This is a genomic window from Oceanobacter sp. 4_MG-2023 (genome assembly GCF_030689165.1).
In the GTDB taxonomy this organism is placed as follows: domain Bacteria; phylum Pseudomonadota; class Gammaproteobacteria; order Pseudomonadales; family Oceanobacteraceae; genus Oceanobacter.
In genome coordinates, this window is the sequence record NZ_JAUYVV010000002.1 from 276050 (window position 1) to 291682 (window position 15633).

A 15633-nucleotide genomic window follows, 5' to 3' on the forward strand; every position below is an offset into this window, starting at 1 on the left:
TTTTTATCTGCATTAGCACGATCTACCGCAGATAGTACACGGATAACCAACCAAGTATTGGACACAAGTTGCAAATAATTGAAAACCCATTACATTGCCCGTCTCCCAAAAGGGAGGCAACCAAGGAATAACGCATGACCGTCAACTTACTCGCTGCATTCAGGCATAACTTCTTGGGCAACGCACCCCAGTGGTACAAGCAAACCATTGTTGCCTTTCTGGTATTCAATATCATCAGCGTTTATACGCTGGGTACCTATATAACTGGCTGGATCCTGATTGTGGAGTTTATCTTCACACTGGCCATGGCATTGAAGTGTTACCCCCTTCAACCCGGTGGATTACTGGCCATAGAAGCTATCTTGCTCAATATGGCACCGGCTGACACGGTTTACGAAGAAGCGCTCCATAACTTCCCCGTCATTCTGTTACTGATGTTTATGGTCGCAGGGATCTACTTCATGAAGGACCTGCTGCTGTATGCCTTCACCAAGATTCTGCTGGGTGTAAAATCAAAAACAACCCTGTCTTTACTGTTTTGTATTGTAGCGGCCATTCTGTCGGCATTTCTGGATGCCCTGACTGTTACCGCGGTACTGATCAGTGTGGCTGTCGGCTTTTATAGTGTGTATCACCGGGTCGCCAGCGGCAATTTGTCTCAGAACCACGATCACGGTTCGGACGCACAATTAAAAGACCAGCATCGCCAGGACCTTGATACCTTCCGCGCATTTCTGCGTAGTTTATTGATGCATGGCGCCGTCGGCACCGCCCTGGGGGGTGTTTGCACCCTGGTTGGTGAGCCGCAAAACCTGTTGATTGCCAAGGTCGCTGGCTGGGAGTTTTTTGATTTTTTCACCACCATGGCCCCAGTGACCATGCCGGTACTGGCCGCAGGACTGTTAACCTGCTTCCTGCTCGAAAAAACCGCCATATTCGGTTACGGCACCCAGCTGCCTGATGATGTACGCCGTATCCTTCAGGATTACGACAACAAACAATCCTCTCGCATGACATCAAAACAAGCCGCACGACTGGTGATACAAGGCATTGTTGCCATATTACTGGTGTTTGGCCTGGCGTTTCACCTGGCTGAAGTAGGTCTTATTGGCTTGATGGTCATTATTCTGCTGACCACCTTTAACGGTATTATCGAAGAACATCAAATCGGCAAGGCATTTGAAGAAGCACTGCCATTTACCGCGTTGCTGGTGGTATTTTTCAGTATCGTGGCTGTCATTCACAGCCAGCATTTGTTTACCCCGATCATTAGCTGGATTCTCGACACCAACAATGTGTCGCCATCCGCCCAGCCTGGCATTTTCTTTCTCGCCAACGGTGTGCTGTCGATGATCAGCGATAATGTCTTTGTTGCCACTGTCTATATCACCGAGGTCAAGGAGGCACTGGATGCCGGTCATATCGACCGTGATCACTTCAACCTGCTGGCAACAGCGATCAATACCGGAACCAACCTGCCCAGCGTGGCAACGCCTAACGGCCAGGCTGCATTTCTGTTCTTGCTGACATCCAATCTGGCACCGCTGATCCGGTTGTCTTACGGCAAGATGGTCTTGATGGCGCTTCCTTATACCATCGTGATGACCGGCATCGGTTTTATTGCGGTCACCTACTGGCTCTAGCTGACAGGCCGTCTACCTGCCCAGCGACAATTACGACTTGCAATAGCTTCAGTTGGTTATTGGATTGGTCGTTTTTATCGCCTGGACGGGCAGCCAGGCCTTGAGCAACCATCACTGCCGCCAGAGTGCTCCCTCGCTTTTTTTATCGATCATATCCAGCATGCGTTCGTGCGCGGACACTTCATCGGCTGTCGCCAGGATAACAGGCAACTCCGCTTTGGCTGCCAGAGCCTGTAACATTTCCAGATCCAGTCCATCCCCTTCACCAGACCGATTGTCATCCTCTACCGATAACATCAGATCTGTCTGACCACCGGTCATCATCAGATAAACGTCGGCCAGAATCTCCGCATCCAGCAAAGCCCCGTGCAGGTCCCGGTGGCTGTTATCGATATCAAATCGCTTGCACAGTGCATCCAGTGACGCCCGGGCTCCTGGAAACATCTCCCGGGCCAGCTTGAGAGTGTCCAGTGTGGTACAGAAATCCAGTGTCGGTGACACGCCCAACAAGCGGAATTCGTAATCCATCATGCCAATATCAAACGCCGAGTTGTGAATCACCAGTTCCGCACCGGCAATAAACTCCCGGAATTCATCCACGATATCAGCAAATACCGGGCAACCCTGTTCAACCAGCCATTCCATACTGATGCCATGGACGGCTTGCGCTTCCGGGTCGATTTCCCGTTGTGGGTTGATGTAGCGATGATAATGACGACCGGTCAATTTCCGTTCGATCACCTCCACGCAACCAATTTCCAGAATCCGGTGTCCTTCACCGATACCGGTGGTTTCTGTATCCAGTACTACTTGTCTCATAACATCACCTGCTCAACACCACGATTGGCTAACTGATCGGCTTTTTCATTCCCTTCATGGCCGGCATGGCCCTTGACCCACTGCCATTCGACCTGATGCTGCTGGCAGGCCTGATCCAGTGCTTGCCACAAATCCTTGTTTTTAACCGGCTGCCGGGCGGCCGTCTTCCAGCCATTTTTTTTCCAGCCCGCCATCCATTGATTGATGCCTTGTTTCACATATTGTGAATCCGTGGTCAGCACCACATCACATGGCCGGGTTAACGCTTCAAGACCCCGAATCGCGGCCATTAACTCCATACGATTGTTGGTGGTATTTCGCTCGCCACCACACAGTTCTTTTTCTTTGTCACCAAAACGCAGCAACGCTCCCCAACCGCCGGCTCCCGGATTACCCTTGCAAGCGCCGTCCGTGAAGATTTCAACTTTCATATATGTATTCCAAATTAATCTGTTGGTAGCTGATTATTAACTGTCGGCAGTGTATCACCTGCCACCCTGGCCGCCGGTACAGCCATGCCAAACCCAGGATTCATCAACCAGCGCCGTGGTTGAATCGGCGTAACACCGGCGACGGTCTTGCGCGCCACCATGATATAGGCGTTGGCAGGCACCCAGGAATGACCGGCCAGCACCCGGTCGAAACGACGACTGGCCCCTTCAGACAGCAACCGCAATGGCCACAGATGCGCCACCGGCGTAACCGACTCCACCCGGAAGTCCAGCAACGTTAGCCAGTCACTCAACCGCGGTGCACTGACGCAGTTCACGACCCAGGGCAAACGGGACGACAGGGTAAACCCTCGTCGCAGCAGACCAAACACACTCATTGGCGAAAACCCCACCACCACCACATAACCGCTTGGCACCAGCACTCTGGCTGCCTCGCGCATCATCTGATGTGGCCGGGCCGACAAATCCAGACCATGCTGCAAAACCACCACATCAACCGATTCATCCGCCAATGGCCAGGCATCGTCTTGCATCCGCGCATCGCAGCCCGAATCCCTGGCCCAGCCCGGTGCCATACGAAAACAATGGCGTAATCGTGTTCGCTTCAAAAACCGGGGGGTATTATCGATCCCGGCGTACAATAAATGATGGCCATGAAAATCGGCCAGAGCCTCTCTTAACCAACCAGCCTCAAGGGACAACAAGCGCCTGGCGGAGCCTGACTCTATCCACTGCTGATACACTTCGGACTTGATCCGGATACCCATAACACTCCCGCTGGAATAAACCTGTCTGCAAGACATAAACCATGTCTTTGGCTGTAACCACTGCGATCCGGTTGCCAGCGTATACGGCAATCTCTAGACTGTGCCGCGACTCTATCGACATTGTATTCACATGCGCCCTCTCTCTCTACCTGCTCTACCCGTTCTGCTGGCTTCCTTTTTTCTCAGTGCTTGTGTCAGCCAGCCTGTTATTCCGGAAGATACCCGCTACCAGGCCACCGCCACCGCGGTCCCTGTTGATGACCATTGGCAGCCGCAAGCGGTCGATGACGGCGTCGACAATGTTTGGGATAGGCTGCTGGACAATTTCAGCCTGCAGCTGGACATAGACAATCCACGCCTGAAGCTGCAACGTGACTGGTTTATCAAGCACCCGACCTATATCAACCGGGTGTCCCAGCGTGCCGAGCCGTATATTTATTACATCGCCGAACAAATCGAAGTCCGCAATATGCCCGGTGAAGTAGCCTTGCTGCCAATCGTCGAAAGTGCATTTGACCCTTTCGCCTACAGCCATGGGCGAGCTTCCGGGGTGTGGCAGTTTATTCCGTCAACCGGCACCTATTTTGGTTTAAAACAAGACTGGTGGTACGACGGTCGCCGCGACATCCGCGCAGCCACCAATGCCGCCCTGGACTACCTCAGCAACCTGGCCAATCGTTTTGATGGCGACTGGCATCTGGCACTGGCGGCCTATAACTCTGGTGGTGGCACGGTAAGCCGGGCAATCCGCCGCAACAAGGAAGCCGGCAAACCCACCGATTTCTGGTCACTGGATCTGCCCAAGGAAACCAAGGCCTACGTCCCCAAGCTGCTGGCATTGGCGCAACTGCTCAAGTACCCGGAAAAATACAACATCCCGTTCACCCCCATTGACAACACTCCATTCTTTGCCGTGGTAGAAACCGGAGGTCAGATCGACCTTGCCCAGATCGCCGATATGTCGGACACCGACCTGGAGCAAATCTATCGCCTGAACCCGGGTTTCAACCGCTGGGCCACTCACCCAGACGGCCCCCACCAGATACTGGTACCGGTCGACAAGCGTCATCAACTGCAACAGGCCCTGGTCGATTTACCGCCCGCCAAACGCCTGCAATGGCATCGCTACACCGTCAAGTCCGGTGACAACCTGCAATCGATCGGCCGCACGTACCGCACCACGATCGAGGTTATCAAACAAGCCAACAACCTGACCGGTAGCACCATACGGGTTGGTCAGACGTTGCTCATTCCTGGCGCCCTGAAAAATCAGGAGGCCTATTCGCAAAGTCTCTCGCAGCGACTCGACCGTACTCGCAACCAGCGCCAACCCGGCAATACCCGCAAAATTGCCTACACCGTGCGTGCCGGTGATTCTTTCTGGAAAATTGGCCGCCAATACAATGTTACCTCTCGCGATATCGCCCACTGGAACGGTATGGCACCGGGCGACCCACTCCGGGTCGGCCAACAACTCACCGTTTGGGTGCCACAAGACAGCAAGGCCCCTTCCCGCTCCGCCCGGGAAGAGATTCGCAAGGTTACCTATCGGGTTCGCAGTGGTGACTCCCTGGCCAGCATCGCCAGTCGCTTCCGGGTCACGATTGCCGACATTCGCAAGTGGAACCCCAATGACACCCGCAACAAGTATTTGTATCCGGGGCAAAAACTGCTACTCCATGTTAACGTGGTGCACTAGGTCACCATCGAGGGAGATGCCATGTCAGACCATCTGCACAACGCCCTCAGACAACCAGTCCAGCGCCATCCCGAAGGCTACTGGCGCAACGGACTGACGCACCGCCGGGCACTGTCGGCTCTGGGCTGGCAATACTGGCGCTGCTTGCTTATTCCAGCCGTGATGGCACTGCTGAGCCTTCAGGCCAACGCCATCATTCCCGTTACCTACACTGCCGCGCCCGAACAACTGACCTGGCAAGCACCGGATATCACCGCCTGGGGTGACCCGGCAGCAGAGCCAGGTGGTGTTTTTCGCCTGTCGATTGCCGCCAAGCCAACCACATTACGCCGCTTTGGACCGCAGACGCCCAACCAGCTCAGCCCGTTATTGGCCGATCTGCAACTGCCGCTGTTGGCGCGCCACCCCGACAACGGTTCTCCGGTCCCCATGCTGGCGGCTCGCTGGGCAGTGGCCGATCATCGCATCACCTACCAGCTGCACGATGCCGCTCGCTGGTCGGATGGCATCCCGATCACCAGCCAGGACATTGCGTTCACTTTGCAATTTCTCTCCGATCCGGCCAACCAGACCCCCTGGCAAGCCCAGTCCCTGAGCCATTTTATCCGGGGCATTGAGGTCCATGACACCCAGCGTTTCAGTCTGATCACCACAACACCGGTCACCTCGCAATCCCTGCTACAGATATCCGCCCTGAAGGCCATGGCCCAACATTTCTACCAGCCCAACCTGCAATGGCCACGGCAGTATGACTGGCGACCAGAGCCAACCTCCGGCCCTTACCACCTCACCGAAGTCATTCCCTCAGAGCGACTGCTGGTCAGCCGCATCCGCCCCTGGTGGGGAGATAATCTGCCTGCATTTGGCCATCGCTTTAATGCCCAGCAGATCCGTATCCGCTTCAGCAAAAACCTGCAAGACAGCTACCTGCAACTACAGCGTGGCGATCAAGATATTCTCCCGCTTCACAACCAGCAAAACTGGAACAGTCCGCTGATCACTCAGCTACTGGGCCAACGTCCGGTTGCGCGTTATCGCCATTATTTCCAGGGCAATCCATCCCTCACCGCCCTCCTGATCAACCATCAACAACTGCAACCAGCCAGCCGCAAACCCGGCCTGACCTTGATTCACGCAGGCGTGACCAACAACAGTCCGTTATTGCAACAACAGCAGGAAGCCTTCAAAAACCAGGGGTACCAGATTCAGCGTCAAGCCCTGGATCACGACGCCTTACTGGAACGGCTAAAGACAGGAAATTTTGAACTCGCCTGGATTACTCTGGACGGACTGGAAAGTGCTGATGCCAGCGACTACCTCGCCTGGCTGACCCAGCATTACCCAGCCGCGCACCATATAGAAGTCAAACAGGATCAAACACAACCACAGGCCAGCCAATACCTGGCCTGGCAATGGGTAAAGCTGCCGTCATGGCTGGGCATGCGTTACAGCAACGATTTATTCAATCCGTTTGCCGCCACCACTGGCGGTATGTTCTGGATCGACCAGCGCCTGAAAACCAATGCCCTGGCACGCACAGCAAAATTCAGTACCAATCAGACCTTTATCAACGATACTTATCAAACCGATCCGGATATCGGCCTTGGGGATGATACCGTCAGCGCGATCAGGCCATTTCAGCCAGCCAGATTAAATGAATAATCGCCACTGGTTACCCAATAACCATCATCCCGCTCCTCAGCCCAGTCAACCAGCTGGTAATAGGTATTTCTACAGAAACGCGCCATCAAGCCAGAGCGGACCTCAACACAGGGCAGCCTTTGTCCGTCACGCTCCGACAACTGCACCGGATGCTCCAGCCCCAGCACCAAGGTATCACCGACATTGGTTACGGCGTTGATTACTCCCGCTTCGCGCTCCAGCAAAATCACCTGGAAAGGCAAATCATCCACCTGGATCGTCATCTTTTCGGCGGGTGTCACCAGCACATAATCATCACCATCCTTACGCAGAATGCTGGCAAACAATCGCACCAGCTCAGGACGCTTGATCAATCCACCTTCGTGGTACCAGTCACCCTGCGGATCGATCCGGATATCAATCTCACCACAATGCGCCGGATGCCATAATTCCACCGGCGGCCGACGGTCGCTCGACACCATACCGGCCAGTGCCGACAAATCTTGCAAGGACATACTCTTCACCTGTCTTGATACGTCTTTTATATATCGCGAGACCCATTGGCCTATACAGCAACAGGGCCGCCATAAAAAACAGCGATAACTGGAGATCGTTGGATAGAATGCTGACCACGACTTGTTTATGGAAATAACCATAGCCAGAGAAAGCAAAAGTCTCAACAAACGACGTTGGCTAAAAGCGGTGGATCAAGCAGAAATAAAGCAACAAGGATACGAACGGCATGTTTGCACATACGGTATATTTTAAAGCCTTGTGGCTGGATTTTTTGAAATATTTTGAAATGGAATTTTGTTAGTAAGCGCTACCGCTGGAAGGCCTGTATATAGTGGTGCCCGAGGCCGGAATCGAACCGGCACGACCGTAAGGTCGGGAGATTTTAAGTCTCCTGTGTCTACCGATTTCACCACCCGGGCTAACAGGTGACAGATGGACAAGCGATGTCCTGTATCTGTAAATCTTGGAGGCGCGAGCCGGAGTCGAACCGGCCTACGTGGATTTGCAATCCAGTGCATAACCGCTTTGCTATCGCGCCTGACAGTTATCTTCAAGAATAAAGAAACTGAAAAAACCAGACACCAACTCCCTTATATTCAGGCCAGCTGATTCTGACAATCTTTCTTTTGGCCATATTTCATAAGGAAAAATGGAGCGGGAAACGAGATTCGAACTCGCGACCCCGACCTTGGCAAGGTCGTGCTCTACCAACTGAGCTATTCCCGCAAAAGATGGGACGCATTATATGCAAAGCTAAAATACTGTCAATCTTTTTGTTAGATTTTAACTACTTAGCCAACAGGCAAGAGGTTACAAGCCCCCCGCTGGTGGCATACCGATACTTGTTACGACCCTCGTAACTGAGGCCAGGCGGCTTTCAAATAGATCAGCATCGACCACAAGGTCAAAACCGCGGCACCATAAAGCAAGACAATCCCCATCCATTCCAGCATTGGGTGTTCCCGGGAAGCCAGCAACATGATAATTGAGACCATCTGTAATGCTGTTTTGATCTTGCCCAAACCGGAGACGGCCACATTAGCGCGTTTACCCAGTTCGGCCATCCATTCTCGTAATGCTGAAATCACAATTTCTCGCCCGACAATAATCATGGCCGGTATCGTCATCCAGGAGACAGCGTAATCTTCTACCAGCACCATCAGCGCCGCTGCAACAATCAATTTGTCTGCGACCGGATCCAGAAATGCCCCCAGCGGGGTGGCCTGATTCAATTTGCGGGCAAGATATCCATCAAACCAGTCCGTTATCGCCGCTAGCGCAAACAGCCCTGCCGCCCAACTTTTTCCTCCCCAGCCCAGCCAGTAATAACTGACTACCATCAGAGGAATCATCGCAATCCTGCCAACAGTCAACATGTTGGGCACATTCATAAACACTACACCTGTTTCAACTTGGTACGCAGCCTTGCGTCTCCACCGACCTGCTTATCCTTCAGGCCACTACTCGCCGTGTAACTGCACAAAGATCTGATCTGCGAGCTTCTGGCTGACACCGGGTACCCGCGCAATTTCTTCGCGAGGAGCACCACGCATATTTTTCAAACTGCCAAAGTGCAATAACAAGGCACGTCGGCGCTTGGGGCCAACCCCTTGTAGATTGTCCAGCTCCGACTGGCTACGGGACTTGGCCCGTGCTTTACGGTGTCCGGTGATAGCAAACCGGTGCGACTCATCCCGCACCCACTGCAATAACCGGAAACCATCATCATGAGCGTCGGGGATTATAGGTTGAAGCGCGCCGGCTTCCCATAAAAATTCCCAACCGGACTTGCGTGTTTCTCCTTTGGATATCCCCCAGAGGGCTACTGTTGAGATTTCCAGATTACTCAACACCTGTTCAATACGTGCCACCTGGCCCTTGCCACCATCAACCATCAATACATCCGGCAGGTCACTTTGTTCTTTTAATCGTGTCAGGTGGCGTGTAATAGCCTGTTCCAGCGCGGCATAATCATCTCCTGGTGTCACACCCCGGATACTGAAGCGCCGATACCGCTGCTTGGCCAATCCTTCCCGATCAAATACCACGCACGATGCATAGGTAGCTTCACCTTGGGCATGACTGATATCAAAACATTCTATGCGCTCCGGCGGCTTGGGCAATCCCAGTAAGTCAGCCACACAGGCCAGTTTTTTATGGGCAAGCTGATGCCCGGATATACGGGTTTGTGCACCGGCACGGGCATTATCGTCTGCCATGGCGCGCCACTGCCGCAGCTCACCACGTACGCCCCGGCTGTGTCGAACGGTACGTTCAAAGCGTAATCGTACGGCTTCTTGCACCACCGCCATATCGGCAGGGTCCACATCCACGACCAGCTCGGTGGGCAGACCTTCCACAGCAAAACCAGACAGATAAAACTGCCCTATATACCCCAGTAGCAGATCCTGCGGTTGCTCTCCTGCAGGGTTGTCTGGGTAGTAGTTTTTACTGCTGACCAGTCGCCCCTGCCGAAAGACCAGGCGGTGCAGACAGACAATATCTTCTGTCTCCCACAACGCCCAGACATCGGCATCTTTATTGCCACTGTCAACCCGTTGTTTTTCCTGCACTCGCCGCAGCAACTCGATACGATCCCGGATATCCGCGGCCCGTTCAAAATCCAGTTCAGCCGATGCATCAAGCATTTGTTGCTGCAAGTTGCGCATCAGCTGCTGGTTTTCGCCATTCAAGAACAAGACGGCGTGTTGGATATCACGCTGATAGCTGGCTTCAGAGACCAGGCCAACACAAGGAGCCGAACAACGTTTGATTTCGTATTGCAAACAGGGGCGACTGCGGTGATTAAAGTAACTGTCCTCGCAAGACCGCAACAAAAACAGTCGCTGCAAGTAATTCAGCGCTTCTCGTACCGCCCCGGAATTGGGGTAAGGGCCAAAATATTGACCGCTGCGTCCGTCTCGACTCACCCGCTTGCCACGGCGGTAAGCCAACAGCGGGAAAGCATGGGCGGACAGGTGCAGATAGGGGTAGGACTTATCATCTTTCAGCAGGATGTTGTACGGTGGCCGATGCTGTTTGATCAGCGTTTGTTCCAACAACAAGGCTTCGGCTTCACTGGCCGTTACAGTCACTTCGATATGATGAATACCTGAGACCAAAGCCACGGTCTTACTGTTCAGCCCTCGCGAGCGAAAATAGCTGGCAACCCGGTTTTTCAGGTTTTTGGCTTTGCCGACATACAGCAGTTGCTGGTCGACACTGTACATCCGATAGACACCGGCCCGCTGGGTCAGTGTCTTCAGAAAGGCAGGGATATCAAATTCGGTCATCAGCTACCGCTGTTGGCATCGATCAGTCCATGACGAATAGCCAAACGTGTCAACTCCACATCGCCATCGATCCCCAGCTTTTCGAACACCCGATAACGGTAGCTGTTCACCGTTTTGGGGCTGAGGAATAATTTCTCGCCGATGGCTGCTGGTTTCTGGCAATTAACAATCATCAATGCGATTTGCATCTCTCGCTCAGATAAATCATCAAAAGGATTGTGGGAGTTTTCCTGGAAGGGTTTTAATGCCATTCGCTGGGCAATTTCTGTGCTGATATACATCTGCCCCCGGTGCACTTTCATGATCGCATCGATCATTTCTTCTGCATCAGCCCCCTTGGTAATATAACCAGAAGCGCCTGCTTGCAGCAGGCGCTGGGCAAAGGGGTTGTCATCACAGGCCGACACGGCAATCACCCGGATATCACTATCGCTGCGGGCAATTTTGCGGGTGGCCTCCATCCCTCCTATTCCGGGCATCTGAATATCCATCAGAATAACGTCCGGCTCGTGCTCTCTGGCAAATTTGATGGCTTGTTCGCCACTTTCAGCCTGCCCTACGACCTCAATTCCGTTTGCGTCAGCCAGCAATGCTGAGATCCCTGAGCGCACCAGCTCATGATCATCGACTACCAACACAGAAATCAAAGATTAACCTCACTTTTTATTAACTCACCAGCAATCATCATCGCAGGTGAAACATTATTATTGCCTGACTCTATCAGTGTTCAGGCTGGATACATACGCTTGCGCTGCCAGGCGTACTTGAGCGGGTTCAGATTTTTTGTCACTTCAACAACACCTTCCTCGTGATTATGGTGCAGCGTAAAACCAAGGCGCCGATTCAGGTTCAACATACCAGGATTATGAGGAAGTACAGTCCCAAACATCTGCAAGACGCCACGATTGGTCAGATAATCTATCATAATCTGCATCAACTGCTTACCCAAGCCTTCGCCACGGCATTGATCTCCAACAATAACCGAGTATTCTCCAGCGACATCATCCGGATCGATCCAGACACGTACAACACCTTTCAGCTGGCCATCCACACAGGCAACAAAGGCCATCTCTCTGTCATAATCAATCTGGGTGAATCGCGCAAGCTCACTATGGTCAAATTGTCGACGAGCGCCAAAAAACCTTAGTCGTAACGACTCGGCGCTCAAATCACCATAGAAGCTCTCCAGTAGTGGTTCGTCCTCGGCCCGAATAGGGCGTATCTGATACTGCACGCCGCTATTTCCCTGATACGACGACTCCAGCTCCTTCGGGTACGGCATAATGGCACTTTTTACCGGGTGCCCCACTTCGCCAGCAATACCAATTGCGATGTAATGCCCGACACGTTGACGAATGGCATTCACTTCCAGCGCCGCCAGCCAGGGGTGATTAAGCGCAATATGTGACAAGGCCACCAGCCAGCGCTCAAGCGTAACCAACTCCCGCTCAATGTTATCGGAACGTTCCTGCAGCACATCATAGAAGTGGCTGCGCTTGATCAGTTTTTCCGCCAGGTTGGCATTCAACGGTGGCAGCGCGACCTGCCGGTCAACCAGCGTATCTGCAGTAGTACCGCCACCACCAAAAAACAGGTAAGGGCCAATTTCGACATCCCGACCAATCCCGAACGAAAACTGCAGGTTATCCAGTGCACGATGCATGGTTTGTACCGTATACCCCAACACCGGACTTTTTGGAAAACGTTCAGCAATTTCACCTTCCAGTTTTTCAGCCCCTTCCATCAGTTCGTCCAGCGACTGAATATTCCGTACCACACTGCGCATCCGCTCACGCGGGTTACGGCCATAGGCAAACGGATACAGATAATCACGGTGATGAACCCGTAAAACCCAGGGGTCCGGTATTTCCGGAGCTGCTGCCAGCAACTCTGACAACGAGGTCCGGTAGCGATTATCTGCAAAGGCAAAGCCATAAGCCTTGAGCAACTTCCAGGCATAATTGGGCCACAAATAATCACCAGGGCGATGGTTATCGAGAATTTCCTTGTCGACATCCATGTAGGCATTGGAGATAGGAATTTCCAGACTTTCCGGGGTTTCTCGCAACAGCTCCTGGGTTAGCCGGTGGCGTACCATATACATGTACGACGTAATGGCATTATCCGGAGTATTGAAGGTCGGCAACCCTTGCTCATCAAAATAATCCCGTGATGATTCCACCGAAAACTCACCGATCCAGCTGGTAATCACGCTCTTGTTATAGTTTTTGGCTACTTTCACCAACGCCTGTGCATTCGCCAGCGCATCGGTGCCAATACCCGGAATATAAATAACCAGCAAGGCATCCACCTGGCGGTCGGCCAGCAAGGTATTGGTCACTGCCGCCAGCTGCTGTGGCTGTAATTCCGGGTTCAGCAACAAGGGGTTATCGGTTTTGACATACTCAGGCAACAAACCGCGCAAATGGGTGCGGGTCTCATCCGACAGGCTGGCCAGTGTGCCACCATCCTGCAGCAGACGATCCAGCGCCAGAATCGCCGGGCCTCGCCCATTAGCAACTACCGCCAAACGTGGCCCGAACGACTCACGCTGCCGCCGCAGTGCATCCACACAGTGGAACATTTCATCCGTATCGTTCACTCGTAACACACCCGCACGGGCGAGGGTTTCGTCAATCAGGGCATCGCGGCTGCTCAACCCTTTGGGGGTGCTGATTCGATTAAGCGGGTTTTCCTGAAAACGATTACTTTTTACCGCCAACACCAGCTTGTGCCGGGATGCCGCTCGCAACGACCGCACCAGTGCCTTGCCTGAGCCAATTTCATCCAGCTGCACCAGAATGGTTTTGACGTGTGGTTCCTGCACCACAAAATCGATCAAATCAGAAAAACTGACATCCTGATTACTACCCAGCGTCATCACATGGGAGAAACCAACATTACGACTAAAGGCCCAGTCCATCACACCAGAGGCCAATGTCCCTGACTGGCCAACATAAGCGATATTGCCAGCCCGGACTGGTACATGCAGCAAGCTGGCATTAAATTTCCGCCACGGCACCACCAGCCCGAGGCAATCCGGCCCAAGCACACGAATACGGGTTTGCTGGATAACCTGCTCAAGCCGGTCGGATGCCGGGCGATACTGCCAGGAGCGGGTTCTGGCGATCCCCCCGGTCAGCAGCAACGCAGCGCCTACTCCTTTGCCATGCAGCTGTTTCAACACTTTGGGCACGGTTTCCGCTGGAGTACAAATAATAGCCAGATCGGGAGTTTCTTTCAGTTGACTGATCCGGCTCAAGGCAGGCACTCCGTATACCTGACTGTAACCACGAGTATTGATCGGAATAATTGTGCCAGGAAATTCACCATTCAACAGGTTGCGAACAATCGCACCCCCGACACTGCCCGGACGCTCGGAAGCACCGATAACAGCAATCACTTTGGGCCGAAAGAACAACTCGAGGGAGCGAGTACCCATGTATTGTGATCCTTTAGTTGAGTTGGCCTGAGTGTAACGGCTAGATACACTGATAAAAACAGCAGAAGTATGTCTTATGAGCACAGGATACTACGCGTTCCACCAGCACTTTGGCCATGACACAGGTGAAGACCACCCCGAACATGCCTGTCGAATACTGGCACTTGAACAAATTCTCAAAAAATCCGGGGTCTGGGATCACCTGACCATCCACGAAGGTCAGGCTGCCCACCTGCCCGATATTCTGCGGGCGCACAGCAAGGCCTACGTCGATGAGCTGCACCTGATCCAGCCAGAACAGGGGCATATTATGGTCGACGAAGACACCACCATGTCCTCAGGCAGCCTGGAAGCCGCCTTGTACTCTGTTGGCACCACCACCCAGGCACTGGACGATCTTCTGAAGAACGTGCACCACAACGCCTTTGCTGCCATCAGACCACCGGGCCACCATGCCGAGCGCAGCAAGTCGATGGGATTTTGTTTTTTCAACAACACGGCCGTTGCCGCACTCCGGGCGGCTGATGTCCATCATCTGCAACGTATTGCCATTCTGGATTTTGATGCCCACCAGGGCAACGGCACCATCGATATCTTGCAGAATGACCAACGGTTTTTGCTGCTTTCCAGCTTCCAGCACCCGTTTTATCCCTACACCCATTTTGAACAGAACAAGTATACCAACCTGGTCAATGTTCATTTGTCCCAGGGAGCTACCGGGACAGAGTTCCGCCAGGGGATAGAAGAGCACTGGGCACCGGCCCTTAAACGCTTTGCACCGGAATTGATTCTGGTATCTGCCGGTTTTGATGCCCATAAAGATGACCCGATGGCTGAACTCAACCTTGAAGAGCAGGATTTTGCCTGGATCGGCCAATGGATTGCCCGCTATTGCCAAAGTCGCAATATTCCCTGGCTCGCAATACTGGAAGGCGGTTATGACCTCAACGCCCTGGCAAGGTCAGCCACGCTGTTTATTGCCGCCATGCTCGAGAAACAGGCTATCCAGCAGACATCAGCATAAAAAAGCAAAATAGCAGGCTAAGCCGTTGATTTCATACAAAAGTGTTGACGTATAAAAAACAGAAGGTATTATACGCGCCAGTTCGGAGGGATGGCTGAGTGGTTGAAAGCACCGGTCTTGAAAACCGGCGTAGGTTAATAGCCTACCTAGGGTTCAAATCCCTATCCCTCCGCCATTATTTATCTAATAAAATCAATGAGTCAGATGATTTTATTAGCCTGAAAAAGCTCTTTGGGAGCGTTTTTGGGAACAAGTCTGGGAATACCAGCAAAAAAAGGCAGCCAATTGGCTGCCTTTTTTGTTACTACTTTATCAGTCCAGCCAGCCATCTCTCGAT

At 52.9% G+C, this 15633-nt stretch carries 12 protein-coding genes and 4 tRNA genes; 5 read left to right on the forward strand and 11 right to left on the reverse strand.

Going from position 1 to position 15633, the window contains the following annotated elements; all coding sequences use genetic code 11:
- Positions 1-134: 134 nt before the first annotated feature.
- On the forward strand, positions 135-1643 hold the full coding sequence (gene nhaB / locus Q8W24_RS02915; RefSeq protein WP_303431558.1) for a sodium/proton antiporter NhaB: 1509 nt from the start codon (positions 135-137) through the stop codon (positions 1641-1643).
- Positions 1644-1754: 111 nt separating this feature from the next.
- Here nhaB and dnaQ read toward each other — a convergent pair whose 3' ends face one another.
- Genes dnaQ through Q8W24_RS02930 form a run of 3 tightly spaced genes read right to left on the reverse strand, consistent with a single transcriptional unit; the run spans position 1755 to position 3681 of the window.
- Complete coding sequence (gene dnaQ, locus Q8W24_RS02920) at positions 1755-2462, reverse strand: DNA polymerase III subunit epsilon (RefSeq protein WP_305413329.1); 708 nt, start codon at positions 2460-2462, stop codon at positions 1755-1757.
- Positions 2459-2893 (reverse strand): ribonuclease HI, encoded by a 435-nt coding sequence (gene rnhA / locus Q8W24_RS02925; RefSeq protein WP_303431556.1) that lies wholly within the window; start codon positions 2891-2893, stop codon positions 2459-2461. The genes dnaQ and rnhA overlap by 4 nt, the downstream gene beginning before the upstream one ends.
- A gap of 14 nt (positions 2894-2907) precedes the next feature.
- On the reverse strand, positions 2908-3681 hold the full coding sequence (locus tag Q8W24_RS02930) for a class I SAM-dependent methyltransferase (protein ID WP_303431554.1): 774 nt from the start codon (positions 3679-3681) through the stop codon (positions 2908-2910).
- Positions 3682-3811: 130 nt separating this feature from the next.
- Here Q8W24_RS02930 and Q8W24_RS02935 point away from each other — a divergent pair, with 130 nt between their 5' ends.
- The gene (locus Q8W24_RS02935) at positions 3812-5380 is read left to right on the forward strand and encodes a LysM peptidoglycan-binding domain-containing protein (RefSeq protein ID WP_305474347.1); all 1569 of its coding nucleotides are present in this window, start codon (positions 3812-3814) and stop codon (positions 5378-5380) included.
- A gap of 21 nt (positions 5381-5401) precedes the next feature.
- A complete protein-coding gene (locus tag Q8W24_RS02940) occupies positions 5402-7042 on the forward strand; it encodes an ABC transporter substrate-binding protein (RefSeq protein ID WP_305474349.1) in 1641 nt (546 codons plus the stop codon).
- Here Q8W24_RS02940 and Q8W24_RS02945 read toward each other — a convergent pair.
- The 8 genes from Q8W24_RS02945 to Q8W24_RS02980 all read right to left on the reverse strand — a co-directional run bounded on the left by Q8W24_RS02945 (position 7018) and on the right by Q8W24_RS02980 (position 14272).
- On the reverse strand, positions 7018-7536 hold the full coding sequence (locus tag Q8W24_RS02945; RefSeq protein WP_303431551.1) for a DUF1285 domain-containing protein: 519 nt from the start codon (positions 7534-7536) through the stop codon (positions 7018-7020). The genes Q8W24_RS02940 and Q8W24_RS02945 overlap by 25 nt on opposite strands.
- Before the next feature lie 333 nt (positions 7537-7869).
- A tRNA-Leu gene (locus Q8W24_RS02950) sits at positions 7870-7956 on the reverse strand.
- Positions 7957-8001: 45 nt separating this feature from the next.
- Positions 8002-8075: transfer RNA gene (locus tag Q8W24_RS02955), tRNA-Cys, on the reverse strand.
- Between the two features lie 112 nt (positions 8076-8187).
- Positions 8188-8263: transfer RNA gene (locus Q8W24_RS02960), tRNA-Gly, on the reverse strand.
- A 119-nt stretch (positions 8264-8382) separates the two neighbouring features.
- Positions 8383-8928, reverse strand: a complete 546-nt coding sequence (gene pgsA, locus Q8W24_RS02965) for a CDP-diacylglycerol--glycerol-3-phosphate 3-phosphatidyltransferase (RefSeq protein WP_303431550.1) — start codon at positions 8926-8928, stop codon at positions 8383-8385.
- A gap of 69 nt (positions 8929-8997) precedes the next feature.
- Positions 8998-10830 (reverse strand): excinuclease ABC subunit UvrC, encoded by a 1833-nt coding sequence (gene uvrC / locus Q8W24_RS02970; protein WP_305474350.1) that lies wholly within the window; start codon positions 10828-10830, stop codon positions 8998-9000.
- On the reverse strand, positions 10830-11477 hold the full coding sequence (gene uvrY, locus Q8W24_RS02975) for a UvrY/SirA/GacA family response regulator transcription factor (RefSeq protein WP_303431548.1): 648 nt from the start codon (positions 11475-11477) through the stop codon (positions 10830-10832). The genes uvrC and uvrY overlap by 1 nt, the downstream gene beginning before the upstream one ends.
- Before the next feature lie 80 nt (positions 11478-11557).
- Positions 11558-14272, reverse strand: coding sequence for a bifunctional acetate--CoA ligase family protein/GNAT family N-acetyltransferase (locus Q8W24_RS02980; protein ID WP_303431547.1), 2715 nt, complete (start codon positions 14270-14272; stop codon positions 11558-11560).
- A 76-nt stretch (positions 14273-14348) separates the two neighbouring features.
- Between Q8W24_RS02980 and Q8W24_RS02985 the strand changes: the two genes are divergently transcribed.
- Positions 14349-15296, forward strand: coding sequence for a histone deacetylase family protein (locus Q8W24_RS02985; RefSeq protein WP_305413334.1), 948 nt, complete (start codon positions 14349-14351; stop codon positions 15294-15296).
- Between the two features lie 84 nt (positions 15297-15380).
- Positions 15381-15471: transfer RNA gene (locus Q8W24_RS02990), tRNA-Ser, on the forward strand.
- The last annotated feature ends 162 nt before the right edge of the window (positions 15472-15633 follow it).